The sequence below is a fragment of the Sporosarcina sp. P20a genome (assembly GCF_002743175.1).
Lineage (GTDB): Bacteria > Bacillota > Bacilli > Bacillales_A > Planococcaceae > Sporosarcina.
Genome location: NZ_PDYT01000001.1, coordinates 431,762 through 455,745 on the forward strand (window position 1 = coordinate 431,762; position 23,984 = coordinate 455,745).

General features: G+C 39.5%; 27 protein-coding genes and 1 riboswitch. Of the genes, 20 read left to right on the plus strand and 7 right to left on the minus strand.

What is annotated here, in order from left to right; genetic code table 11:
• The first annotated feature begins 7 nt into the window (after positions 1–7).
• From CSV72_RS02295 to CSV72_RS02300, 3 genes are read left to right on the plus strand one after another with little or no spacing between them, the layout of a single operon-like run.
• Positions 8–286 (plus strand): phage holin, encoded by a 279-nt coding sequence (locus CSV72_RS02295; RefSeq protein ID WP_099676924.1) that lies wholly within the window; start codon positions 8–10, stop codon positions 284–286.
• A gap of 1 nt (position 287) precedes the next feature.
• Positions 288–410 carry a hypothetical protein gene (locus CSV72_RS17110; protein ID WP_255407578.1) on the plus strand — a complete coding sequence of 41 codons (123 nt, stop codon included), beginning with the start codon at positions 288–290 and terminating at the stop codon, positions 408–410.
• Positions 403–1,197, plus strand: a complete 795-nt coding sequence (locus tag CSV72_RS02300; protein ID WP_158232124.1) for an N-acetylmuramoyl-L-alanine amidase family protein — start codon at positions 403–405, stop codon at positions 1,195–1,197. Before CSV72_RS17110 ends, CSV72_RS02300 begins: the two co-directional genes overlap by 8 nt.
• A gap of 281 nt (positions 1,198–1,478) precedes the next feature.
• On the opposite strand, the gene CSV72_RS02305 is transcribed toward CSV72_RS02300, so the two are convergent.
• Positions 1,479–1,991: a type II toxin-antitoxin system PemK/MazF family toxin gene (locus tag CSV72_RS02305; protein ID WP_158232125.1), complete on the minus strand. Its 513-nt coding sequence runs from the start codon at positions 1,989–1,991 to the stop codon at positions 1,479–1,481.
• A gap of 14 nt (positions 1,992–2,005) precedes the next feature.
• A complete protein-coding gene (locus tag CSV72_RS02310; RefSeq protein ID WP_099676927.1) occupies positions 2,006–2,815 on the minus strand; it encodes a DUF3800 domain-containing protein in 810 nt (269 codons plus the stop codon).
• Between the two features lie 353 nt (positions 2,816–3,168).
• Here CSV72_RS02310 and CSV72_RS02315 point away from each other — a divergent pair, with 353 nt between their 5' ends.
• A complete protein-coding gene (locus CSV72_RS02315; protein WP_099676928.1) occupies positions 3,169–3,504 on the plus strand; it encodes a YolD-like family protein in 336 nt (111 codons plus the stop codon).
• 34 nt (positions 3,505–3,538) lie between these two features.
• Here the strand turns inward: CSV72_RS02315 and CSV72_RS02320 are convergent, their stop codons facing one another.
• Entirely contained in the window at positions 3,539–4,180 is a 642-nt protein-coding gene (locus CSV72_RS02320; protein WP_099676929.1) for a hypothetical protein, read from the minus strand.
• Between the two features lie 152 nt (positions 4,181–4,332).
• Here CSV72_RS02320 and CSV72_RS17210 point away from each other — a divergent pair, with 152 nt between their 5' ends.
• The 15 genes from CSV72_RS17210 (at position 4,333) to CSV72_RS02400 (ending at position 18,861) form a co-directional block, all read left to right on the plus strand.
• Positions 4,333–5,397: an MBL fold metallo-hydrolase gene (locus tag CSV72_RS17210; RefSeq protein ID WP_158232126.1), complete on the plus strand. Its 1,065-nt coding sequence runs from the start codon at positions 4,333–4,335 to the stop codon at positions 5,395–5,397.
• Positions 5,394–5,636, plus strand: coding sequence for a DUF3006 family protein (locus tag CSV72_RS02330; RefSeq protein ID WP_099676931.1), 243 nt, complete (start codon positions 5,394–5,396; stop codon positions 5,634–5,636). The genes CSV72_RS17210 and CSV72_RS02330 overlap by 4 nt, the downstream gene beginning before the upstream one ends.
• 287 nt (positions 5,637–5,923) lie before the next feature.
• Positions 5,924–6,199 carry a competence type IV pilus major pilin ComGC gene (gene comGC, locus CSV72_RS02335; RefSeq protein WP_099676932.1) on the plus strand — a complete coding sequence of 92 codons (276 nt, stop codon included), beginning with the start codon at positions 5,924–5,926 and terminating at the stop codon, positions 6,197–6,199.
• The gene (gene comGD / locus CSV72_RS02340; protein ID WP_099676933.1) at positions 6,192–6,641 is read left to right on the plus strand and encodes a competence type IV pilus minor pilin ComGD; all 450 of its coding nucleotides are present in this window, start codon (positions 6,192–6,194) and stop codon (positions 6,639–6,641) included. The genes comGC and comGD overlap by 8 nt, the downstream gene beginning before the upstream one ends.
• Entirely contained in the window at positions 6,634–6,933 is a 300-nt protein-coding gene (locus CSV72_RS02345; RefSeq protein ID WP_099676934.1) for a hypothetical protein, read from the plus strand. The genes comGD and CSV72_RS02345 overlap by 8 nt, the downstream gene beginning before the upstream one ends.
• Positions 6,930–7,364, plus strand: a complete 435-nt coding sequence (gene comGF, locus CSV72_RS02350) for a competence type IV pilus minor pilin ComGF (protein WP_158232127.1) — start codon at positions 6,930–6,932, stop codon at positions 7,362–7,364. The genes CSV72_RS02345 and comGF overlap by 4 nt, the downstream gene beginning before the upstream one ends.
• Before the next feature lie 162 nt (positions 7,365–7,526).
• The gene (locus CSV72_RS02360) at positions 7,527–8,033 is read left to right on the plus strand and encodes a shikimate kinase (RefSeq protein WP_099633579.1); all 507 of its coding nucleotides are present in this window, start codon (positions 7,527–7,529) and stop codon (positions 8,031–8,033) included.
• 134 nt (positions 8,034–8,167) lie between these two features.
• A riboswitch (glycine riboswitch) is annotated at positions 8,168–8,260 on the plus strand.
• Between the two features lie 162 nt (positions 8,261–8,422).
• Positions 8,423–9,523 carry a glycine cleavage system aminomethyltransferase GcvT gene (gcvT, locus tag CSV72_RS02365; RefSeq protein ID WP_099676936.1) on the plus strand — a complete coding sequence of 367 codons (1,101 nt, stop codon included), beginning with the start codon at positions 8,423–8,425 and terminating at the stop codon, positions 9,521–9,523.
• Between the two features lie 20 nt (positions 9,524–9,543).
• Positions 9,544–10,890 carry an aminomethyl-transferring glycine dehydrogenase subunit GcvPA gene (gene gcvPA / locus CSV72_RS02370; protein WP_099676937.1) on the plus strand — a complete coding sequence of 449 codons (1,347 nt, stop codon included), beginning with the start codon at positions 9,544–9,546 and terminating at the stop codon, positions 10,888–10,890.
• Positions 10,883–12,370 carry an aminomethyl-transferring glycine dehydrogenase subunit GcvPB gene (gene gcvPB / locus CSV72_RS02375; RefSeq protein ID WP_099676938.1) on the plus strand — a complete coding sequence of 496 codons (1,488 nt, stop codon included), beginning with the start codon at positions 10,883–10,885 and terminating at the stop codon, positions 12,368–12,370. Before gcvPA ends, gcvPB begins: the two co-directional genes overlap by 8 nt.
• 237 nt (positions 12,371–12,607) lie before the next feature.
• A complete protein-coding gene (locus tag CSV72_RS02380; RefSeq protein WP_099677127.1) occupies positions 12,608–13,474 on the plus strand; it encodes an HD domain-containing protein in 867 nt (288 codons plus the stop codon).
• Positions 13,475–13,893: 419 nt separating this feature from the next.
• Positions 13,894–14,730, plus strand: coding sequence for a malate synthase (locus tag CSV72_RS02385; RefSeq protein WP_099676939.1), 837 nt, complete (start codon positions 13,894–13,896; stop codon positions 14,728–14,730).
• Between the two features lie 351 nt (positions 14,731–15,081).
• Entirely contained in the window at positions 15,082–16,068 is a 987-nt protein-coding gene (locus CSV72_RS02390) for a LacI family DNA-binding transcriptional regulator (protein WP_158232128.1), read from the plus strand.
• A gap of 154 nt (positions 16,069–16,222) precedes the next feature.
• Positions 16,223–17,503: a histidinol dehydrogenase gene (hisD, locus tag CSV72_RS02395; protein ID WP_099676941.1), complete on the plus strand. Its 1,281-nt coding sequence runs from the start codon at positions 16,223–16,225 to the stop codon at positions 17,501–17,503.
• Between the two features lie 41 nt (positions 17,504–17,544).
• The gene (locus CSV72_RS02400; RefSeq protein WP_099676942.1) at positions 17,545–18,861 is read left to right on the plus strand and encodes a GntP family permease; all 1,317 of its coding nucleotides are present in this window, start codon (positions 17,545–17,547) and stop codon (positions 18,859–18,861) included.
• Positions 18,862–19,072: 211 nt separating this feature from the next.
• Here the strand turns inward: CSV72_RS02400 and CSV72_RS02405 are convergent, their stop codons facing one another.
• The 4 genes from CSV72_RS02405 to queC form a co-directional block, all read right to left on the minus strand.
• Positions 19,073–21,139, minus strand: coding sequence for a catalase (locus CSV72_RS02405; RefSeq protein WP_099676943.1), 2,067 nt, complete (start codon positions 21,137–21,139; stop codon positions 19,073–19,075).
• A gap of 236 nt (positions 21,140–21,375) precedes the next feature.
• Positions 21,376–21,864, minus strand: coding sequence for a preQ(1) synthase (queF, locus tag CSV72_RS02410; protein WP_099676944.1), 489 nt, complete (start codon positions 21,862–21,864; stop codon positions 21,376–21,378).
• 14 nt (positions 21,865–21,878) lie between these two features.
• On the minus strand, positions 21,879–22,430 hold the full coding sequence (locus CSV72_RS02415) for a VUT family protein (protein ID WP_099677128.1): 552 nt from the start codon (positions 22,428–22,430) through the stop codon (positions 21,879–21,881).
• Positions 22,430–23,095 (minus strand): 7-cyano-7-deazaguanine synthase QueC, encoded by a 666-nt coding sequence (gene queC, locus CSV72_RS02420; protein WP_099676945.1) that lies wholly within the window; start codon positions 23,093–23,095, stop codon positions 22,430–22,432. Before queC ends, CSV72_RS02415 begins: the two co-directional genes overlap by 1 nt.
• Positions 23,096–23,539: 444 nt before the next feature.
• On the opposite strand from queC, the gene CSV72_RS02425 reads away from it, so the two are divergent.
• Positions 23,540–23,965, plus strand: a complete 426-nt coding sequence (locus CSV72_RS02425; protein WP_099676946.1) for a DUF1801 domain-containing protein — start codon at positions 23,540–23,542, stop codon at positions 23,963–23,965.
• Positions 23,966–23,984: the final 19 nt, after the last annotated feature.

Genomic DNA, 23,984 nt, shown 5'->3' on the forward strand with positions numbered 1-23,984 from the left:
AAATAAAATGAGAATTAATTGGAAAGTACGTGCGAAAAATAAGTTGTTCTGGCTGGCCTTGGTGCCGGCTTTTTTGTTGGTCTTGCAGATTGTCGCAGCATGGTTTGGTGTGGAATTAGCGGCCGATTTGATTGGCCTTGAAGCTACTAAATTCATTAACTCCGTGTTTGCTTTACTCGTTATCTTAGGTATTGTCGTAGATCCTACTACTGACGGTACTGATGACAGCGATCAAGCAATGAGATATCAAGAGCCACGAAAAGATAAAAAGAAAGGGCTGAAATAATTTGAATAAAACAGAATGTGTAGTGTGCGGAAAAGAAATCGAAGTACTGGAACAGTTTAATGGTGAAATGATGTGCGAGGAATGTTATCAGAATCCAGAAAATGAGGTGTTTGGCGATGAGTAAAATCTTTATCGATCCAGGTCACGGTGGTCACGACCCAGGCGCTGTTGGAAAACGTTCACGAGAAAAGGACAATGTACTAAAAGTAGCTTTACGACTGAAAACTATTCTCGAAAGTTATGGGCATGAAGTGAGACTATCACGTTCAACTGATGTATTTATTCAGTTGGGAGAGCGTGCAAGAGTAGCTAACGCTTGGGGAGCCGATTACTTCTTCAGCTTACACGACAACTCAGCTACAGCATCAGCAACAGGTTTCGAGACGTTTGTCTATAATGGTAGTGTTAGTGCCGCTACAACAAAACTACAGAACGCTGTACACAGTTCAATCGCTAATCAAATCGATATTCGTGATCGCGGCAGAAAGAGAGCGAACTTTGCGGTTTTGCGCTTAACAAATATGCCGGCTGTTCTTGTAGAGTATGCTTTCATTTCAAATTACAATGATGAAACTATCTTGATTGATGAAGTGGAAAAACTAGCGTTACTGACAGCACAGGGAATAGTTAATTATGCTGGAGGTAGAAAGGATGTGGCAGCAGTGCCGAATAAACCTAAGCCGTCACCTGCACCAGAGAAGCTAACGATCGAGTTAGAATTTACGTCCGGCACGTTGCGTAAAGAAGTAGAAACGTTTTTAGGTAGCAAATTACAGCAAGAGATTACAGTTAAGGCGGCATCAGAACGAGGATATTCCTCTGCATGGATTAAAAAGCAAGCAGATGGGTCCGCGGCTAACGGCGATTTAGTAGCACTGATGATTGGTGCTGGGATAAAAGAATTTAAATAAACGTATAAAGCGACTCTATCCATTGTGGACGGAGTCGCTTTTTTATTTGTCTATAAATAATGCGAGGGCATTCTTTAGAAAAGCGCCCTGTCAGGTTGGATTTGGGGTGCTTTTGTTTTTAATTAATATAAAAAAGGACCCTTAGGGTCCTAAAGAAAACCACAATTATGTTACATGTCATCTGACATGCGTTTGAGATAACCTCAAACCAGTAATTTGTGTCAAGTGCTTACAAAGGTAAGCAAATTAGAAATTAATATCATATAAATCATAACACAGCTTTACTTCATGTCAAGCAATAACTTAAGTTTATTCTTAATACGGCTTGATGTCTCATAGTTAATGGATCCTAACCGTTTAGACAATCTTGCCTTACTAATGGTCCTTACTTGTTCACATATTGCTACTGAATCGGAATCTAAAAACGGAAACTGAGACTTATTTAATTTTAAATGTGTCTGCACCTTTAAAACTGTTTTGGATTGGCCTTGTTTCTGTACAACTTTTGTCCGAATGTTTTTACTAAGTGGAACAACGGTAACTCTCCCGGAACTTTTGTTGTATAAAGATTTTGAAACAACTAAAACAGGTCGTTCATTACATTGTTCTTCACCGACATTCTCACCTATAAAACATTCAAATATATCTCCAATGTTTACGGACATATTAATAATCGCTTGTTCGTTATCAATACAATGATGAGCGAGTTTCTCTTTTGAAGCTTTCCAATCACTAATTCTAATCGACTTTTCTGTTTTTTTAATAGAATTTTCTTGTGTTACTTTAGTAGTCATACGTATTACCACCTTCATTTAGGGAATATTTTCATACCAAAACCACTGTAATTTGGATGATTATATAATTTGTTTTTTATAATGTTGAACCCAGTTACTTCAGTATTTTTTCTCACGTAACTATGGATGGGATAAGAAACTAAATCAGCCAATTCAATCATGGGAAAAGAAAGCTTTTTATTTTTAGTTCTCTTAGGATTAAAGTATATACCTTTGATTAAACTAAACTCATCAGAAGAGTAATATCGATTCCCTTTGTTTAGTAAGTTCATAGCAGTTTTTAATAACACTTGGTTCTCTTTGAAACCGCGAGATTCCATAACTATTAAACCTGTGTGTCTATTATTTCTCAACTCATGGCAAAATCTCTCCAAAACAAACTCAAAACATAAATCGTATACAGGATATGGATATATGTATTGTCTCCCGTGAGCAAACTTATCTATTGATGAAGTATAAATAGTATAGTCAAGTTCAACTAGGAGTTGATCAATATCTGCTTTCAAATCTTCCGGATTAACAAAGCGCGGATTAAAAGCACCTATTTTCTTTCTTATATCTCTAGAATGGAAAACTACTCTTTGTCCATTAAATAATCCTTCGTTCCAGTATTTTGACTTTAAATTTACAAAGTTCTTTCTAGCATTCATAAACTCTTGTTGAGTAAGCATAACTCCAGTAATAGTGAACCATTGCAATAAATCATTAGATGGATTAACGATACTTTTTAATTCAGGAATGCCATTTTCATCAATCGCTAGAATGCGATCTATATTTTCTGGCCATTCCTCAAGTACAGTTGGTCTCTCCATCCAAGGATACATTTTTTCACCTCCTTATAGAAATTAGATTTATTGTAACATTGAACATTTAATGTAACAATATGTAATTACAATATATTGGTGCTTTACAAACGAACATTCATTCCCTATAATAATTTTGAAGAGGGGAACAAGTATGCTTAAAATATTACAGAAGTCAGTAAAGTATGGAGAAACTTTAGAAGTAATGTACATGGCCAAGAATGGATCAATCAGCAAACGACGGATCACGTCTTGCAGGTAGGGGATTCTACATTTAGAGCGTATTGCTATCTACGGAAATCCAAACGCACCATTCTCATCGACAATGTATTAGCAGCTGTTCCTGAAGTTCAGAAAGAAAGGGTGGTCTTATAATGGAAGGTAATCGAGACCGCGGCAACATCAAGTGGACGTCACTCTTTATTCCGGAACACTTGGAGCGACTACGTGAATGGCAGGCAGAGGATGATTATATTGAGCAACCACAGATGGACCAGTTCGACTGGGACAACATCCAAGAAACACTTGAAATGGCCCTCAAGCGACAGTGTGAAACAGAAATCCGAACCTGGCAGGATGGAAAGATAACTTATTACCAAGGCAAAATAAAAGAAATCAATATACATAGCAAAACTGTAGTAATAGAAGATCCGTTTGGGCGAGACCGAAGACCGGTAATTGAAATTGTTAGCGTTCAGTGCTTGGATTAATATAAAAAGAACCCGGCCCCGGTTGGCTAGGTTCTCACTCCAAATACGGTTGATGATACTTTTCCTCGCCAGCTCTACGTGCAGCAGCAGCTTCTTCTACCGTATCAAAATACCCCAAGTGATATTGTTTGTTTTTTATACCAATCGAAGCCCGATATTTGATGCTGTTTTTTCTTTTTACCCGAAATACTCCTTTAATTCCAGTATTGTTATCATTCCTGATTTTACTTTTTAGTATGGCTATAAATACACCGTCAACCATTAGGTTTTCATTAATATATTTTTGCACATTTTCTCCGATATTGGCTTGTAAGCAACCGCATGATTTGGTCGAACCTTGCATTAATTGACCGCTAGAAGTTTTTATCTCACCACCACAGTCGCACGTGCATACCCACATTGCGTTACTACCCATGCTCCCATCTCTTCTTACGACGGTTAATTTTCCGAAATGTTTGCCTGCTAAATCCAGCGCATTATTTCGTGCCTTCTCTTTTTGTAGACAGCCACATGACTTACTATTACCTGATCGAAGATCTTTCAAAAGGATGATTTTTTCCTCTCCGCAGTCACAAATGCATAAATAGCAACGCGCCTTACCCTTGCGATCTGACTCTTCTTTAACTACCAAACGACCATATCGGTCACCTATCAAATCAAGACGTTTCCTACCCAATTTACAGACGCTCCTTTCTATTAATTCGTATCTTAGTACATTTTTAATGGGTTAGCTACATGATTTGTAATTATATAGTTGGAAAATTATGTAGACAACCAGTTACATACATACTATGATAATCTTTGAATATGACAAAAGGAGTGTTTTGGTTGAAAAAGTTAGTAATGATTATCATGACTATGGTGCTAGCCATCAGTCTACTGCCGATCTCTACAGATGCGGCCGCAAAAGAATTAAAGGTCCACTTTATTGATGTGGGTCAGGGAGACGCAGTATTAATTCAGTCACCAAACGATAAAAACATGTTAGTGGATGGTGGTCCTAAGGCCGCTGGAAGTAAGGTCGTTTCATTTTTAAAAGAAAAAGGCGTAAAACGTTTGGATTACGTGGTAGCGACACATCCAGATGCAGACCATATTGGTGGACTGGAAGCTGTATTAAATGCATTTCCGGTAACAAACTTTATTGATTCCGGTTATGTACACACGTCACAAACGTACTATAATCTGTTGTCGCTAATCGACAAAAAGAACATCAAGTTTACAGTTGCAAAGGAACTGGACAAGTTGGCACTTGATCCACAATTAATTACACGTGTACTATTTGCAGACGAAAAAGGGAAAGACAGCAATGCTGCATCAATCGTTTTGAAAATCACTTATAACAAAGTGTCGTTCTTGCTTATGGGTGATGCTGATACTGTCACAGAGGATTATATTAGATCGAAATATGATGTCAAAGCTACAGTTCTTAAAAATGGTCATCACGGATCCAAAACGAGTAGTTCGGCTGCATTTATCAGTAATGTCAAGCCAAGTGTAGCGATCCTAAGCTACGGAAAAAACAATAGCTACGGACACCCACATGCTGCGATTGAAGCGCGTTTGAAAAATGTTGGAGCAAAGACTTACAAAACACCTATTCACTGCAATATCACAGTGACGACTAATGGTGCAAAGCACTCGGTAGCAAATAGTTGTGGCAAGGGATCTACTCCTGTTGCAAAGCCTAAACCATCTAAACCGGTAGCAAAGCCGACACCAGTCAAACCAAAGCCAGTCCCTTCTAAACCTGTTGCAAAGCCTGTGACTCAAACTAATTTCAAAAACTGCACAGAGTTGCGCAAAGTTTATCCTAACGGTGTATCTAAGGGCCACCCTGCATATCAGTCCAAGATGGACCGAGACAAAGATGGATGGGCGTGTGAGCGATGAGCAAAAAGTATACATTGGACAGAATTGAAGAAGGAACATACGTATTTTTAGAATATCCTGAAGAGGAGAATCAACTCCTGATACAGGTCGATCAAGTAGATGAAATCTTTCATGAGGGCGATATAGTCTCTATCAGCTTAGAAGAACAGCAATACAGAATTGAACTGTTGATTGATGAAACACACATCTCTCGTGAAAAAGTGAACAATCTATTAGAAAAACTGAAGAATAAAAAATGATACTAAAACAGCCGCCTACTCTATTGAGAAGGTGGCTGTTTTATTTTTGGACGCATCAGAAAAAAGGTACATTATATAGAAGGTTCTTAATCATATGTGGTCTTTTTTCGGGGATCACATTTTAATACTACGGAATGTGGTCTTTTTAGGTGGTCCACTCACATAAAAACCACGGAAATATACAAGGACAGATAAATAGAGCAAAGAAAATAGACAAAGGAAGCGATTTACACCTCTTTAAACCAAGCTTTTGGGTGTACTGAAAACTACAGTAAAGGCTGTTTTAAATGATGATCGTATTGCTGATTATCACCGTATTGATCTTAATCGCAATCCCAAATGTTACGAAGCATTCTAAATCGATAGATGAAAAGGGATGCGAAGCGTACGTCAAAATGGTGGAAGGCCAAGTGCAAGCATATAAGATGGACAAAAAAACGATTCCGACGATTTCATCGCTGACCACAGAGGGGTATTTACCGGCTGAACCTGCGTGTCCGAATGGTAAAGCGATATCAATCGACGGGGACGGAAAAGTGACGGCACCAAAAGACGGTGGCTAAGAAAGTTGTCAAAGGTCAGCAAGGTTTCACTTTCTTGGAACTTTTGCTTGTTCTATCTATTATGATGATTTTAACAGCCGTTATTCTTCCGTTTAGTGAAAAGCGTCTGCAAAGAATAACCGAAGAAGATGCGCTGAAGCAATTCATGACGACGGTTCATGAAACGCAATTATATGCGATCACAAATCAGCAAAGAGTCACTTTGAAATTTGAAGAAGATGGTAGAGCTTACAAAGCGGTTTCAAATGATTTATTCGAAGTATTAAGTGGGAAATTTCCTGAAGGAATGTACAGGACGAAACATTCTCCACTAAGACAATTAGATTTTGCTAATACAGGTTATTTGATTAATACAGGTAAAATAACCATCACCACACAAAGTAAAGGTAATATATCAGTCTCATTCCAATTTGAAAGAGGAAGGATGATTGTCAATGAATGAAAAAGGGCAATCGTGGCCAGAAGCTATGTTGTCGTTACTCGTAGTCATGGTGATTTTTGGATCTTCATTACCAATGGCTAACATATTGACGTCATCTGCTACCGAAAAAAAGCAAGCGATGATTGCAACCCAAACTGCCTATCAAGCAGCTATTCTATATAAATCATCAGGACAAACAACAGGACGTAGATCACATGAGGATTTGCACTATACTTGGACAGTTAGTGATAGACAGATTTGCGTTGCATATGACATTCAACAAATAGAAAGTCATAGATGTGTGAATATATGAAACGGTTGAATGAAAAAGGATATTCGTTAGTTGAGAGTATCATTCATTTACTTATATTCACGATGTTAATCCAATTTACCATTCTGTTTTTCTACTGGCAAGCGCCCGTGGAGAAAGTTTATCAAGGAGATTTACTAGGGGAGTGGGAGTTATTTTCATTAGAGTTACAGGAATTATTGGAAGTAGTAACTGTAGTGGAGGAAGTAAAACCTACTCGCTTGACGTTTCATACGAAGAGAGGAATTATCACTATTCAGCAATACGATGAAATGCTTCGTAAGGTAGTAAATGGAACTGGCCATGTTCCATTATTGATGAATGTGAAATCCAGTAAATTTACTTTGAAAGATAGCGAATTGAAGCTTGTTGTCGAAATGAAGGATGGAATGCGTAAAGAAAGGACGTTTGCAATTGGATTATATCAAAAATGAGAAGGGAGGATCATTTATTTTCGCGATTGTTCTATTATTTTTCGTAAGTCTCTTTCTTTTCTCCCTCGTTTCATGGCATGATAGTATCTACAGAATATACGACTGGCTCGAAACCTATTATGAGCATAAAGCAGTTGAATTAATGAAACGGGATGGATGAAAATGAAAAGGATTTATTTAGTGGGATTCATGGGATGTGGAAAAAGTGCAATCGGTAAACGGCTGCATACGCTAACAGGCATTCCGTTCTTTGATATGGACCATGAAATTTCAGAACAAATGCAAATGACGATTCCGGAAATATTCGATCAGTATGGAGAATTATATTTCCGACAGTTGGAGACAGAATTCCTTGAAAAATTCCCGGAAGAATATTGTATTGTGGCGACGGGTGGGGGTGTTGCGGTAAGAGAAGAGAATATACACCTGATGCGCGAAACAGGTATCGTATTTTTCCTCAATGCATCATTCCGCGATATTTGGCGAAGAATCTCAACTGATGTCAATCGTCCGATCGTACAACAATCTTCGCGGCAAGAATTAGAAGCTCTTTATAAAAAACGCAAGTCGAGGTATTTACAGTCTTCTCATTTCACTGTAGAGACTACGGGCAAATCTTTAACGGATATTGCGGAATATATTATCTTTCAAATCGAAAGATATCAATAACTCATTATAAAAGCGAATGATTTAGTTTGTAGTTAAACTATCATTCGCTTTTATGTGCTCTTAAGAAATAGATTGCGCTTACTTCTATGTAATGTTAAGATATCAGTGAAGAAAAAATTAATTGAATCATGCGAATGATTGTATGGGGAGAGCGCGCATTAGGCGCCGCCGAAGGAGCAAGTAACGAATGTTATGAATCTCTCAGGTAACAAAACGCATACATGACGCATCTCTGGAGAGTGCTGAGTAATCAGCGGCCGAAGAAAGTATGGAAACTGTAAAGCTTTCAGGCAAAAGGACAGGGGTTCTCTTTTATAGGAGACCCCTGTCCTTTTTTGATGAATTACATACTGATCGATCCTTGATCAGAACAAAAAGGAGGAAACAGTTTGACGAATCCATTATTACGTACACCGTTATTTGAAAGTTATAAAGAGTACGGAGGCAAGACGATCGACTTTGGCGGCTGGGAGTTGCCTGTACAGTTCTCGAGTATTAAGGCAGAACACGAAGCCGTTCGTACAAAAGCGGGTTTGTTTGATGTCTCGCATATGGGAGAAGTGTTTGTCAGTGGTAGCGGCGCACTCGATTATTTGCAGAAGCTCGTGACGAATGATGTTTCCAAACTGAAAATCGGCCAAGCGCAGTATACTGTGATGTGTAATGAGCAAGGTGGAACAATTGATGACTTCTTAATTTATAAATTAGAGGAAGAGCGCTATTTATTAGTAGTCAATGCATCCAATATTGAAAAAGATGTTGCCTGGATGGAAAAACAACAAATTGACAATGTCGTCATCGATAACCAATCCTCCAATTACGCATTACTTGCACTGCAAGGTCCTGTGGCAGAGTCGGTATTACAGAAACTGACGGATGAGTCGCTTGAAGAGATCAAATTTTTCCGCTTTAAAGAGGATGTTCAAGTAGGCGGGGAAGATGTTCTTGTTTCACGTACTGGTTATACAGGAGAAAATGGATTTGAAATCTACGGTACACCTGAAGCCATCCAAAACTTGTGGTCAAAGATTTTGCAAGAAGGCAAAGAAGATGGTGTCGTACCTGCAGGTCTTGGTGCACGAGACACATTGCGCTTTGAAGCGGGACTGCCACTATACGGTCAAGAGCTAAGAGAAGATATTTCTCCATTCGAAGCAGGACTTGGTTTCGTAGTGAAAGTGAATAAGGAAGAAGACTTCATTGGTAAAGATGTATTGGTGAAGCAAAAAGAACAAGGTGTCGAACGTAAGCTTGTTGGACTCGAAATGATCGATAAAGGGATTCCGCGTACTGGATATAAAGTATTTGCGGGCGACAAAGAGATCGGTGAAGTCACAACTGGTACGCAGTCTCCTACATTAAAGAAGAACATCGGTTTTGCGCTATTGTCAACGGAGTTCACTGAGCTCGACACAGAAGTTGAAGTGGAAATCCGCACGAAACGTCTGAAGGCAAAAGTCATCGCAACACCTTTCTATAAAAGATCATAAGTGAAAAGGGGTAAACTATTATGAAGCATCGTTATCTACCTATGACGGAGCAAGACCAGAAAGACATGCTTGAAACAATCGGAATTTCTTCCATCGATGAACTATTTTCGGATATTCCGGAAAAAGTACGATTCAAAGGCGAGTATAAGATCAAACCTGCGAAATCCGAAACATCTCTTTTGAAAGAACTTGGACGTTTAGCTGCGAAAAACATCAACGCTCAAGATTATGCTTCGTTCCTAGGGGCGGGAGTCTATGATCACTATCGTCCGATCATCGTAGATCATGTAATTTCACGTTCTGAGTTCTATACGGCGTACACGCCATACCAGCCCGAAATTTCACAAGGTGAGTTACAGGCGATTTTCGAATTCCAGACGATGATCTGTGAATTGACAGGCATGGAGTTAGCGAACTCTTCGATGTATGACGGAGGCACGGCACTTGCTGAAGCAGGAACACTTGCTGCAGGTCATACACGTCGTAAGAAGTTACTCGTGTCCGCTACTGTTCACAACGAATCACACGCAGTAGTGAAGTCATACGCTGACGGGCAATACATTGAAGTAGTAACGATTCCACATACAAACGGTGTAACAGATATCGATAAGCTTAAAGAAATGATTGATGATGAGACTGCAGCGGTGCTTGTTCAATACCCGAACTTCTACGGACAAGTAGAAGATCTTCAGGCAATCAGTGATATTGCACATGAAAACGGTGCATTGTCGATCGTTTCGGCGAATCCACTTGCACTTGGACTATTGACACCCCCAGGAGCGCTTGGAGCGGATATTACGGTTGGAGATGCACAACCATTCGGAATTGCGGAATCATTCGGGGGACCACACTGCGGATATTTTGCTGTATCGAAAAAGTTGATGCGTAAAGTTCCTGGCCGTCTAGTTGGTGAGACGAATGACGATCAAGGGCGTAGAGGATACGTACTGACATTACAAGCGCGTGAACAACATATTCGTCGCGACAAAGCAACATCCAATATTTGTTCGAACCAAGCACTGAACGCTCTTGCGGCATCTGTCGCGATGACAGCTCTTGGTAAAGAAGGAATTAAGGAAATCGCCTATCAGAATATCGCGAAAACGGCTTATGCGAAACAAGCATTTGAAAAAGCTGGCTTCGAAGTGAAATTCGGTGCTGCTCATTTCAATGAACTGGTTGTAGATTGCAAATCACCGATTAAAGACGTTAACAAACGCTTGCTGGATCAAGGGATTATCGGTGGATACGATTTGAGTCTTGTGGACGAAAGTCTTGCAAATCACGCACTAGTCGCGGTAACAGAACAACGTACGAAAGAAGAAATCGATGCATACGTGCAAGAACTGGAGGCTATCCATGCATAAGGACAATCAATCACTCATTTTTGAACTATCCCAACCTGGCCGAATCGGTTATAGCTTACCTGAATTAGATGTACCTGAAGTAGATGTTACGTCCATTTTGTCTCAAGGTGTAATTCGTACGGAAGACGCGGAATTGCCGGAAGTATCCGAACTAGACATCATGCGTCACTATACTGCATTGTCCAACCGTAACCATGGTGTCGACACAGGATTCTATCCATTAGGTTCTTGTACGATGAAATACAATCCGAAAATCAACGAAGCGGTTGCTCGTTTCCCAGGATTCGCACGCGTTCATCCACTACAAGACGAATCTACTGTACAAGGTGCACTCGAAGTAGTGTATGATTTGCAAGAACACTTGGCTGAAATCACGGGTATGCCACAAGTTACGTTGCAACCTGCAGCGGGTGCACATGGCGAGTGGACAGCATTGATGATGATCCGTGCCTTCCACGAAGCAAACGGTGATACACAACGTACGAAAGTACTTGTTCCGGACTCTGCTCACGGAACGAACCCGGCTTCTGCAACGGTTGCAGGCTTTGATACAGTGACAGTTAAATCGAATGAAAAAGGCTTAGTAGATCTTGAAGACTTGAAATCAAAAGTAGGTCCGGATACAGCGGCATTGATGTTGACGAATCCAAACACGCTGGGTCTTTTCGAGGAAGATATCCTAGAAATGGCAGCAGCGGTTCACGGAGTCGGCGGAAAGTTGTATTATGACGGAGCAAACTTGAACGCCGTTATGTCTAAAGCACGCCCCGGCGACATGGGCTTCGATGCGGTTCACTTAAACTTGCATAAGACGTTTACAGGTCCTCACGGCGGTGGTGGCCCAGGTTCAGGTCCAGTAGGCGTAACGGATGAATTGGCTGCCTTTATGCCGAAACCCGTTGTTGAAAAGGTAGATGATCGTTTCATCTTGAACTATGATGTGCCACAATCCATTGGTCGTGTAAAGCCGTACTACGGAAATTTCGGTATTTACCTACGTGCGTATACGTATATTCGCTCAATGGGTCCAGACGGCTTAAAAGCTGTAACGGAATACGCAGTACTCAATGCGAACTATATGATGCGTCGTCTTGAGCCATACTTCGACCTTCCGTATACACAGCACTGTAAACACGAATTTGTTTTGTCTGGTCGTCGTCAGAAGAAGCTTGGCGCACGTACGCTCGATATGGCGAAGCGTTTGCTAGACTTTGGCTACCACCCGCCAACTATTTATTTCCCACTGAACGTGGAAGAGGCTATGATGATCGAGCCGACAGAAACGGAGTCCAAAGAAACATTGGATAACTTCATCGAAGCGATGATTCAAATTGCCAAGGAAGTAGAAGAAAATCCCGAAATCGTTCAAGAAGCACCGCACACAACAGTCATTGGTCGTCTAGATGAAACGAAGGCAGCGCGTAAGCCTGTGTTGCGTTATATAAAAGAACAATTACCAGTAGAAGAAACCGTCCAATAATAAAATAGATTGAATGGAGCACCGCTGCAAGTTAGCGGTGCTTTTTCAATTGTAAATAATTGGGCGATTGCGTACTACTTACGTTATACATGGTATATTTGAAGAATACCATAGTTAGGATGAATGGATAGTTGATAGAGTACCAAATAAATGTATCTAAATTTTTTAGTTCATGCATGTAATCAACAAGCTAAATATAAGTATTTTCTGGGGAATAAACGATATGGGGGTCTTAGTTTGAATACTATTGAAAAAGCTTTCCAATTCGCATTACATAAACATAGAGGACAGTTTCGCAAAGGGACGGATATTCCATATATAACTCATCCCTTTGCTGTATCGATGATTTTAAAGCACCATCAGTACAGTGATGATATAGTCGCAGCGGGTTTACTGCATGATACGCTTGAAGATACAGACACCACTGCAAACGAGATACAATGTCAATTTGGCGACAAGGTACTTGATCTTGTGTTGGCTGCATCGGAGCAAGATAAAACTTTATCATGGGAAGAGCGCAAACGTCATACAATTAAAGAGTTAGCGAGAAAAAACACTGATCAGCTCGCCGTCATTGTGGCGGATAAACTTCATAATCTTCGCTCAATCCAAGAAGATGTTGATTGTGTAGGAGATGATGTATGGAGTAGATTCAATAGAGGTAAACGTGAACAATCCTGGTATTATATGAGCATTGTGAATGCTTTGAAGCCTGTTATGAAAGACATGCGTCTAGTGCGTATATTAGAAGTGGAAGTGAAAAGACTTTTTGTTGGCACTAGTAAGCTGAGGGATAATGAAATCGATAGGTTATTCAATGTTGTATATGATTTATCGCCAACTGAGGAAGAAGAGTTTAAGAAACTAGGAATAATAGATTTCGTATACGAAGTAAAAGTGGCTGCAGATACGGTATATAAAAATCAAGATTTCGATGTAATACGTCCGTTAATGGATGAGTTGACGGATCGAGGAATCAAATTTGAATTGAACTCAGACGGGCCACTTATAGTGCTCGCTTTTTGTAATGAATTACAGCATCGGTTAGGCTGGTCTGCTGATGATATGTACCGTCATGTTAAAAGGAATATAGGGAAACTCTAGTGGCAGTAGACTAGACTCTCAATATATCAAGTCCTACTAAGAAAAATTCGACGTTAGCGATTAACCTCATCAAACATGCAGTAAATGAGGGATATATATCCATACTAGTAAGAGTGAAACTAGTTACATACACAGTCTTGTAAAATCAAAATCGTCTATTATACGATAAACAAATAAGAAATGTCAACCATGAATTTGAGAAATTTCTGATTATGTGTTATACTGTATATGTACAAGTAATCAGGACGGTATTTAACAATCCTGCGCAACTTATTCCAGTAAGGAATGAAGGGCGCATTTTTTTGAATTTGATAAATGGGTTGTTATATTTCAATGAAATAAAATGTAAACGCACAGATTGTTTTAATCAGATTAACTGTAAAGTAGTTATCAAAGAATTTATAGGAGGAGATTGTCTAGTGAATTTAATTAATGAAGAAATTACTCATAACGTGTTTGGTGAAGGAAATATTGTGGAACATGAGGAGTCATTCATTACCGTTGATTTCAATAAAGATCTTAAAAGATTCGTCTATCCCGATGCATTCGAGAATTTTATTACTTTAAACAATCGAAGTATGGCAGAGTCTTTAGAGAAGGTCTTTGTGGAGCGAAAAGCAGAAGAAAAAATAATGGAAAAGAAGCGTAAGGAAGAAAAAGCTATCCAAGTACTTGAACAGCAACGTAGAGAAATATTAAAAAACCATAAAATTCATGAAAGTTCACAAATTGTTTTCTGGTTAGAGAAAGAACAACAGTCAGAAGTGTTTAACGACTGGGAAATATCGACTGGAAGCATTCAAAGCGGAAAGAATAAAGGGTTACCCAACCCAGTAACTCGTTTGCGCCCGAACAGTGCAGGTGTTCTAACAGTGAGAACTTCTGATCAAGCAGAAACAGAAAGAACTATTATTGGACTCTTCATGGTTGGTGATACATTTATTGGAAGTATAGGCGAGGACGGATTGGTTCCTGCTCACCCTGAATATAGAATTCAACTTTCAGAAGAAGAAGCTGAGAAAATGCTTTTCTGGAATTATTATAGTAATAAGAACTATCCTGATCGTACTTCATGGAATTCTGGCACATTCCGTTACTTTGATAATATTTGGACTGCCCAAATTTTAAAAGATATTATCGCATTAAAGACGGATGAAGAGCAGATCAAAGAAGCAGAAGAGTTTATGAACTATTTCTGTAAATTGAATGCGATTGACATGAATAACATTCCTGAAGCTGAAGGTGCGCTGCGTTAACGAGTAGAATCACTTTGGCTGAAGTGCTTTAGTAAAATTGTTAATTACACATAAAGCTGCCAGGTACGAGCACATGATGACTGTGTTGGTACCTGGCAGTTTTTTTTACTTCATACAATTGTTCTATTGATATAACACTCAGGTCACCGAGATATATACTTCAGATAAATCTCTTATTAAACGTCAGAATATCTTTATAAGGATGTAAGGGAATTGTAATTATGGGTAAAATTCTAAGGAGACTTATTTCAAATCTTTAGTTGCATATTATATAATTCATTAGATTGAACCAAAACGTACTAGTGAGAATCATACATAGAATTGAAAAACATTGTAAAGGAATGAATGAAAATGAGAGAAACGGTAACAGCGATGGATGTCGCTAAGTTGGCGGGCGTGTCACAATCGTCTGTTTCAAGAGTGTATTTTGAAGGTGCATCTGTTTCCGATAAAACTAGGAAACGGGTTCTGGAGGCAGCTGCAGAGCTCGGCTATCGTCCTAACGTATACGCGAGAAGCCTCATAACAAATCAGTCCAAAATTATTGGTCTTGTAATGAAAAGTGTTCAAAATCCATTCTACGCACATGTATTAAAACGATTTAGTTCAATCTTCAAACAACGAGGATACAGCATCTTATTTGTCTCCACCAATAACGATGAAATTCAAGATGAGGATGTTGAAACATTACTCAACTATCATGTAGCGGGTGTGATTGTAACCGATGCTACGATGTCAGAAACTGTTGGGGAGGAGTTCAAAAAGAATCAAATCCCTCTCGTTTTCTTTAATAGAAAGCCTAGTACTGACGTGTTCCATTCAGTGAGTTGCAATAATTTAGAAGCCGGACGCTCTATTGCACATTTTTTGGTATCTACAGGGTCCAATGAATTAGTACTGGTTACGGGTAATGAAGATACCTCTACAAGTATTGAACGTGAAAGAGGTTTTTGTGAGGTCCTTGATCAGCAGAGTATTACGTATCGTACATACAATTCAGACTATACGTATGAAGGTGGATACGACACAGCAATTTCTTTGCTTGAAGAAAATAAATTACCGTCTGCAATTTTTGTTGCGAACGATATTATGGCACTTGGGGTATTAGATGCACTTCGCAAGCATGAAATCCAAATACCGGAACATACTAGGGTCGTTGGATTTGATAATATCGGCATGGCTTCTTGGCCGGCTTACGACTTAACGACATGGGAGCAGCCGATTGAAGAAATGATTGAAGCAACGGTAACGTATTTGATGGAAGAAGTGACATCTTATACAGGATTTGTACAAACGATAGAAGTAGATGGAAAATTGATTGAAAGAAAAACGACATAAAGTTGTTGACTTTGACGAATAATTAGACTAGTATTTTGACGTAGAGTTAAATGCATACGTATGCATAGTGTATTTTGCTCAAGCATTCTTTACATTGCCCAAATTAGTATGTAGTTAAAACAGAATGTAAGCGGTTAAAAATAGGAGGCGCATCATGGTAAAAGTAATCAAAGCAGGTAAATCGAAAGAAGAAGTAGTAGCAAACGACACGAAGGTCTCTGAAATTGTTTCTGCAGCGTTAAAAGACGTAGAAAGTCGTGGAGATCAAGCGGTACGTGAACTTTCTGAGAAATTCGACAAATGGACTCCGAAGTCCTTCAGACTTAGTGAATCAGAAATTAAAGAAATTGTTGCGCAAGTGCCCGATAGTGTCATCGAAGATATTAAATTTGCCCAAACTAATATTAAAGCGTTTGCAGAAGCACAGCTTGCTTCATTGCACGATGTAGAAGTAGAGGATATTCCCGGTGTGATTCTTGGACATAAAAACATTCCAGTAAACAGCGTAGGTTGTTATATACCGGGTGGACGTTATCCGATGGTTGCATCTGCACATATGAGTGTGTTGACTGCAAAGGTTGCGGGAGTGAAACGGGTTATAGCCTGTACACCACCAATCAATGGGGAGATTCCAAAAGCGACTATTGCGGCCATGTATTTAGCAGGAGCAGACGAAATTTATTTACTTGGCGGCATTCAAGCGATGGGGGCAATGGCTATCGGAACAGAAACTATTGAATCTGTCGATATGATTGTTGGACCTGGTAATGCATTTGTTGCTGAAGCGAAGCGTCAATTATACGGTCGTGTTGGAATTGATTTATTTGCAGGGCCAACAGAAACGTTAGTTGTAGCAGACCATACAGCAGATGCAGAAATGATTGCGATTGATCTTCTTGGTCAAGGTGAACATGGACCTACGTCTCCTGGCGCGTTGATTACGACTTCTGAAGAGCTTGCACACGAAACAATTAAAGAAATTGCACGTCAGTTGGAAACGCTCCCAACTGCAGATGTAGCTAGTGTATCTTGGGAAGATTATGGTCAAATATTAGTCGTGGATTCGATTGAAGAAGCACGGATTGAAGCGGATCGCTTAGCATTTGAACATGTAGAGATTTTAACAGAAAATCCCGATTACTTCCTCGAGAATATGACGAACTACGGTTGCCTGTTTTTGGGACCAGAGACGAATGTAGCATACGGAGATAAAGTAATTGGTACAAACCATACATTGCCGACTAAAGGGGCAGCTCGTTACACAGGTGGATTATGGGTTGGTAAATTCATCAAAACAGTTACCTATCAGAAGATAACAACACCAGAAGCTTCAGCCTATATCGGCGAATACGCAGCAAGACTTTGCTTATTAGAAAACTTTGAAGGACATGCTAGACAAGCACAACTTCGTGTAGATCGATATGGCAAAAAATAAAACTGGTTTTTAAAGGAGCAAGGTAATTAGGAGGAATGACTATGTTTGGAATGATCGGCCTTTTTGCGGGACTTGCGATCTTAATCTTTTTAACAATGAAAGGGATGAATCTTCTCATTGCGGCGCCAATAACCGCATTGTTTATCGCAATTATGAATGGCATCCCGCTTTTCCCACAGTTAGTAGAAGAAGGCGCGGTCAACTTCTTAACGAACTATATGGGTGGATTTACAGGATTTATCGCCTCTTGGTATTTAATGTTCTTAACGGGTGCGATATTCGGTAAAGTTATGGAAGACAGTGGTGGCGCCGATAGTATTTCAAAATGGATTGTCAGTAAAATAGGTATGAAAAGAGCAGCCTTAGCGGTGGTAATTGCTTGTGCAGTGTTAACATATGGCGGTGTAAGTTTGTTTGTTGTTGCATTCTCGGTATATCCGATGGCGTTAAGTCTCTTCAAACAAGCCGACTTGCCAAGAAGATTCATTCCGGCTGCACTAGCATTTGGTTCTACCACATTTACGATGACGTCTGCAGGATCACCTGAAATTCAAAACTGGATTCCAATTGAGTTTCTTGGAACGAGTCCGTATGCAGGGTGGGAAGTCAGTATTTTCGTAGCACTCTTCATGTTCTTGTTCGGCTATTGGTGGCTGAAGCGAATGATTTCAAAAGCTGTCGCTAAAGGAGAAAGGTTTATTGCAAGGGATACAGATAAGGAAGTAGATATGCAAAGATCTCTACCGAACCCGATATTGAGTATGATTCCTTTAGTAGTAGTTCTTGGAATTACATTGCTGTTACATAACTATCTTGGAACCTCTGCATTAATTATTTCCTTAAGTGGCGGTATATTGGCCACATATATTTTGAATAAAAAATACTTCCAAAACTTTGGTCATGCAGTAGGGGAAGGCGCGATGGGTGCAGTGATCGCCATCGCCAATACAGCTGCGGTCGTTGGTTTTGGTGGTGTAGTTAAGGCGACACCGGCTTTTGATGCTGCAGTAAATGTCATGACAGATATTCCGGGAAGTCCACTGATTGGTGGAGCGCTGGCGGTAGCGGTCATTGCTGGATTGACGGGATCATCGTCAGGTGGACAAGCGATCGCCTTACCATTATTGGCTCCACACTACTTAGATCTAGGCGTAGATCCTGAAGCATTGCATAGAACGGTATCCATATCTTCAGGCTCATTGGATTCACTTCCTCAAGGAGGATACGTTGTAACGACGATTCGATCCATTGCTGGTGAAACGCATAAAGACGCGTATCCGGCATTTGGTGCATTGTCTGTGGTTGTACCTATACTTGGTGCAGCAGTCGCGGTTATTCTGTTTTCAATTGGACTATAATAATGAAGACCCAACGAGCTGAAACAAGGTTTGTTGGGTCTTTAAATTTCCCAGGTAATGAAAAGAAAAGGTAGGGCGCAGTGCAGTCTTATAGGAATGGCAAGATTATTCACAGCGTTTCACGAAAACTTTCGTAGAGTACTGTGAGTATAATTGAAAAATAAAGAAGCGTCGCTCTCCATATGAAGAGTGACGCTTCTTGCTATGAGAATTAGTAAATATCTCGTTCCCAAAAGCGTTGCTTGGTAATAGCGAGTACAAAGTCGTCGTTAAACGTAGCATTATTTTTAGCGAATACAATACCGGGTCCCTTTTTTGCGACAGACGCTGTGAAAAGAGTATCTCCGGTATTGGCAACGCTAATCGGTTTATAATGTCTAAATGCCTCATTGATAAAATAGACGCTATCCGAATTGAACTTGGGTTGATTCGCTGCATTTCCACCTACTACATAAAGAGAATCGAATAAAACGGGAGCAGTAGTCAAAAACGTTTCATTAACATGAATCTCCAGTCCGTTCTTACCTGTTACAGTACCCAGTTTTTCACCGATTGTGTACGCCCACACACCGTATTTCGCTAGATATTCAATTGTTGACTTCACTTCTTCATCAGCGAAACCATCGCCAATCAGAATACCAACTTTCATACTGTATGGGTAGCGAGGGGTGTTTTCCTGGCTCAGCGCAGGGGACGATTCGGTAATATTGACTTGTTCACCGGTCGGTTTATTCACTCCTACATTATTTGCGATGAGTGTAGCCATTTCTTGATCGACGTGTGCGAACATATTGACAACTTGCTGCCTGACACTCCTACTATTTACTTTTCCGACTTCAAAGCTGAACGCGTTAATAATATGTTGTTTTTCTGGTAGTGACATACTATTCCAGAAAAGTCGGGCTTGAGAAAAGTGGTCATTGAATGATTCGCTTCGTGCTTGAATAATTCGACCTTCCACTTTTTCAGCGTAGTGAACAAATCCGCCTTCTTTTGCTGTGGAAGTGGAAGGGGTATTATTAGCCAAGGAATTTTTATGATAACTTACTTTGCCGACATCAATCCGTTGACGATTGAATCCATTTCTCTGATTGTTATGGAATGGACAAACTGCACGGTTAATCGGAATTTCTGTGAAGTTCGGTCCACCGAGGCGATATAGTTGGGTATCGAGATAAGATAAAAGCCTCCCTTGTAAAAGGGGGTCATTAGTGAAATCTATTCCTGGTACGACATTACCGGGATGGAAAGCGGCTTGCTCGGTTTCAGCAAAGACGTTGGTGACGTTTTGATTTAACGTCATTTTCCCAATGATTTTAACTGGTACGATTTCTTCTGGCCACAGTTTTGTCGCGTCAAGAATATCAAAGTCAAACATGAATTCATCTTCTTCTGCAATCATCTGCACACCAAATTCATATTCAGCAAAATATCCATTATCAATACAATCCCATAGATCTCTGCGTTGGAAGTCTGCATTTTTTCCGGCAATTTTCTGTGCTTCATCCCAGACTAAGGAATGCACGCCCAATATCGGCTTCCAGTGAAACTTTACAAAAGTAGCCTTACCTTCACTATTAACAAACCGGAATGTATGTACACCAAAGCCTTCCATCATTCGCCAACTTCTAGGAATGGTGCGATCCGACATTTGCCACATTACCATATGGGCAGATTCTTGATTGTTTGCTACGAAATCCCAAAATGTATCATGAGCTGAAGCGGCTTGTGGCATATCTGTATCGGGTTCGGGTTTGACTGCGTGAACGAGATCGGGGAACTTCATGCTATCCTGGATGAAAAACACGGGTAGATTGTTTCCTACCAAATCATAGTTTCCTTCTTCCGTGTAAAACTTTACCGCAAAACCTCTGACGTCTCTTGCTGTATCAACAGAACCTAAATTTCCTGCCACATTAGAAAAGCGAGTGAAAACAGGTGTTTTCTGTCCTGGCACTTGGAGAAAGTCGGCTGTAGTATAGTCTTTCATTGATTCATATAACTCAAACTCACCGTGTGCTGCATATCCTCTTGCATGAACGACTCGTTCAGGAATCCGTTCCCTGTCAAAGTGCATTAGTTTTTCTTTTAGGTGTATTCCTTCCATTAATGTTGGACCACGAACTCCAGCTTTTAATGATTCTTCATCATTTGCCACTTTAACCCCTTGATTGGTCGTAAACGATTTTCCATTATTATCTACCTTGAATTGATCCAATTGCTGACTTTTTCGATTCTTGATTCTGTGACTAGCTTCATTTGTTGATTCGTCCTTCACGAAATCTCCTCCATTACTAGTAAAATTATGATTAATATGATACTCCTCATCCATACTGTATGTATAAGCTTTGTTAAATAGCCCAAAGGTTTATGTATGGCGAAATAGGCTACATACGTTCTAATGAAAAGGCTAGGAGTTGACGTATAGTATCCAGCTCAATTGAAGTAAAAGTGATTTAAAAAATGCCAGGCCCGAAGACAATTCTGGATTGTCTACGGGCCTGGCAGTAAAAATTATCTATTATCTATCTTCTCGGGGTATATATCATGTTGAAATAGTCTTTCCTTAGCCATTTGTTCAAAGTATGTTCCAGGTTTTCCGTAATTGCAATACGGATCAATGGAAATACCACCACGCGGGGTGAATTTGGCCCACACTTCTATATATCTTGGCTCCATTAGTTTAATTAAGTCTTTCATAATGAGATTTGCACAATCCTCATGGAAACCTGGATGGTTTCTGAAACTGAACATATAGAGCTTTAATGATTTACTTTCTACCATTTTCACATCAGGAATATATGATATGTATATGGTAGCGAAGTCCGGTTGGCCAGTGATTGGACAAAGGCTTGTGAATTCAGGAATATTAAATTTAACAAAGTAATCATTACTTTGATGTTGATTCTCAAACGTTTCTAAAACGTCTGGATCATATTCATAGTTATATTTTGTTTGTTGATTTCCGAGTAATGTAAGATTGTTCACACCGTTTTCGGGCATATGCCATTCTCCTTTTAATGTACTTCTGAAATATTTGGTTCATATATATTTAGTTTAATGACAACTTGTCTAATTCCACCTGCAACAATTAACTGCATTAACACTTTCGCTACCCATTGTCCAAGTATGGCATAAGGAACTAATTCCCATGGGACAAAGTTAAGACCCAGTGGACTGATACCGATGATGACAAATATACTAGAGTCTAAAAACCCTGCTACAACACCAGAGAATAATACTCTTTTTACAAAAGGTAATTTGAAGCGCGTGTAAATTTCAGTATCTGCTGTTTCTGAAATAATGAAACTAAGTGTACTGGCAAAGACGACCCATAGTTGATCCCCTAAAGAATAACTTGTTAGAGCTGATAATAAGAGGGCGACTCCAATCAAAATGTATGTTTGATGTCTTCCGAATCGATTTTGGACCATATCTCTCATGACAAGTGTTAATCCAATGAATAAGGTACCATAAGGAATAATTAGTGGACCAAGTTCAACTGGTGCAAATCGAGCTGTAATTACGTTAGCAAGAATGATGGATAATAAATAAATCGTAATTCGGATCATGAGACGTGTTGTCCTTTTAGGTATTTCACCAGTCCATCATTTCTTAGCTTGCAAGCAGGGCATTCTTGGCAACCATCGGCCATTACTCCGTTATAGCAAGTTAACGTATTCTTTTTTATATATTCCAACCGACCCATTTGATCCGCCATTTCCCAAACTTCCGCTTTGTCTTTCCACATTAAGGGCGTGATCAAATCAAAAGGATAGTCCATTGCTAAATTTAATGTCTCATTTAAAGAACGAATAAATTCGTCCCGACAATCAGGATAACCACTGAAATCTGTTTCGCTCACACCGGTAATAACTGCATGTGCCCCAACAGTTTTTGCATAGATTGCTGCAAATGAAAGAAATATATGATTTCGTCCCTCGACAAACGTATTGGGTACATTTCCTTCTTGCGCTTCAATGGGCATGTCTTTTCTAGTCAAGGCGTTCGAAGTTAATTGATTGAGAACGTCCATTTGAACTATTTTTTGTTTAACACCTAAGTCTTGCGCGATTTTTGTAGCATAATCAACTTCTAACTTATGTCGCTGTCCATACAAAAACGTGACGGTTTCTACTTCGTCAAATTCTTTCATTGCCCATAACAGGCAAGTGGTAGAATCTTGTCCACCACTAAATACTACAACTGCTTTACTCACTCTACATTCCTCCATAGTTTTGTTTTTAGAGGGGATGGTTTCGAACCCTCTGTAATAATCGTAGAATCTCGACTGACTACGCCTAAGACACTTATGATTATCAGTAGTTTAATATACACTTGAATTGTATAAATCACAAGTAGATTGAAAATTCTTACAGTTACTGGTATCTTTAATAAAACGTGATTATAGATGAAGCTAGAGTCATTTCAGCAGGATTTTGACGTCATCGGAACGATATTGCTTTTCCTCTTCAATAAAGTCAAGATGCCATACCAATGCTGCAATCAATAATTGGTTGAGGGGATATGACCACTTGCATTTACGAAATCATAGTTGGCAAAGGATACAAGAAATAGGTATGTAGGCAATATTGGAGGTGGCGGACAAGTGAGGATTTAGAAATTATTATGTACTAGGCATACAGTAACAAAAAAATAGTAGAATGGAGTGTACATGATGTACGAATTAAAAACTAAAGAAACTGATCATAGTGTCATCGAATTCATAGAGAACATTGAACAAGTAAAAAAGCGTGAAGATGCATTTCAATTAGTAGATATCTTTACCGAAACAACAGGTTATCAAGCTAAAATGTGGGGCCCTAGTATTATAGGATTTGGCAAATATCACTATAAATACAGTTCTGGTCATGAAGGGGATGCGCCAATCGTTGGTTTTTCACCGCGAAAAGCAAAAATTAGTTTATACGTAACACTCGAAACTAAACAGCGCGAGAAATTGCTAAAAGATTTCGGGAAATATACATCAGGAAAATCTTGTATATACATCAACAAAATAGATGACATTGATATAGACATATTAGAGAAATTAATCAAACAATCTGCAGCCTTTATAAATGAAGTCTATCCGAATCAAGAATAAAACGGGAAAGGTGGAAGAA

Excerpts from the sequence above, each read along its gene's own strand:
- CSV72_RS02295 (WP_099676924.1), top strand. The coding sequence starts at position 8 with ATGAGAATTAATTGGAAAGTACGTGCGAAAAATAAGTTGTTCTGGCTG.
- CSV72_RS02300 (WP_158232124.1), top strand. The coding sequence starts at position 403 with ATGAGTAAAATCTTTATCGATCCAGGTCACGGTGGTCACGACCCAGGC.
- CSV72_RS02305 (WP_158232125.1), bottom strand. The coding sequence starts at position 1,991 with ATGACTACTAAAGTAACACAAGAAAATTCTATTAAAAAAACAGAAAAG.
- CSV72_RS02310 (WP_099676927.1), bottom strand. The coding sequence starts at position 2,815 with ATGTATCCTTGGATGGAGAGACCAACTGTACTTGAGGAATGGCCAGAA.
- CSV72_RS02315 (WP_099676928.1), top strand. The coding sequence starts at position 3,169 with ATGGAAGGTAATCGAGACCGCGGCAACATCAAGTGGACGTCACTCTTT.
- CSV72_RS02330 (WP_099676931.1), top strand. The coding sequence starts at position 5,394 with ATGAGCAAAAAGTATACATTGGACAGAATTGAAGAAGGAACATACGTA.
- comGC (WP_099676932.1), top strand. The coding sequence starts at position 5,924 with ATGATGATCGTATTGCTGATTATCACCGTATTGATCTTAATCGCAATC.
- CSV72_RS02345 (WP_099676934.1), top strand. The coding sequence starts at position 6,634 with ATGAATGAAAAAGGGCAATCGTGGCCAGAAGCTATGTTGTCGTTACTC.
- comGF (WP_158232127.1), top strand. The coding sequence starts at position 6,930 with ATGAAACGGTTGAATGAAAAAGGATATTCGTTAGTTGAGAGTATCATT.
- CSV72_RS02360 (WP_099633579.1), top strand. The coding sequence starts at position 7,527 with ATGAAAAGGATTTATTTAGTGGGATTCATGGGATGTGGAAAAAGTGCA.
- gcvPA (WP_099676937.1), top strand. The coding sequence starts at position 9,544 with ATGAAGCATCGTTATCTACCTATGACGGAGCAAGACCAGAAAGACATG.
- gcvPB (WP_099676938.1), top strand. The coding sequence starts at position 10,883 with ATGCATAAGGACAATCAATCACTCATTTTTGAACTATCCCAACCTGGC.
- CSV72_RS02390 (WP_158232128.1), top strand. The coding sequence starts at position 15,082 with ATGAGAGAAACGGTAACAGCGATGGATGTCGCTAAGTTGGCGGGCGTG.
- hisD (WP_099676941.1), top strand. The coding sequence starts at position 16,223 with ATGGTAAAAGTAATCAAAGCAGGTAAATCGAAAGAAGAAGTAGTAGCA.
- CSV72_RS02400 (WP_099676942.1), top strand. The coding sequence starts at position 17,545 with ATGTTTGGAATGATCGGCCTTTTTGCGGGACTTGCGATCTTAATCTTT.
- queF (WP_099676944.1), bottom strand. The coding sequence starts at position 21,864 with ATGCCCGAAAACGGTGTGAACAATCTTACATTACTCGGAAATCAACAA.
- queC (WP_099676945.1), bottom strand. The coding sequence starts at position 23,095 with ATGGAGGAATGTAGAGTGAGTAAAGCAGTTGTAGTATTTAGTGGTGGA.
- CSV72_RS02425 (WP_099676946.1), top strand. The coding sequence starts at position 23,540 with ATGTACGAATTAAAAACTAAAGAAACTGATCATAGTGTCATCGAATTC.